Genomic DNA, 265 nt, shown 5'->3' with positions numbered 1-265 from the left:
CACGGCCTGGCCTATGCCGCGGCCACCCCCGGCCTCAGAGCCGCGTAGTTCCCCGGGCACGCCGAAGGCAGCCTGCTGCTGGACAACCACCAGGTGCGCGGCTCGCGCCGGGTGGCCCAGCCGTTCGTGGGCGACGGCTACTTCCAGACGCGCCCGTCGGCGGCCAACAACGACCCGATGGCCGCCGCCGGCAGCAACCAGGCGCGCACCAACCCTGCCCGGCAGGAACGCGTCGCCGAGGCGACCCGGACCGAGGCCGCGCGCG

General features: G+C 76.2%; 1 pseudogene. It reads left to right on the top strand.

Going from position 1 to position 265, the window contains the following annotated elements:
* Nucleotides 1-48 precede the first annotated feature (48 nt).
* A pseudogene (locus ACQG3P_RS19990) lies at nucleotides 49-265 on the top strand (potassium-transporting ATPase subunit C); the annotation flags it as partial.

Origin of the sequence: Stenotrophomonas sp. SrG (assembly GCF_050031795.1) — a bacterium.
Lineage (GTDB): Bacteria > Pseudomonadota > Gammaproteobacteria > Xanthomonadales > Xanthomonadaceae > Stenotrophomonas > Stenotrophomonas rhizophila_A.
Note: the sequence above shows the minus strand (reverse complement) of the source record. Positions and strands in the feature narration are given on the sequence as shown.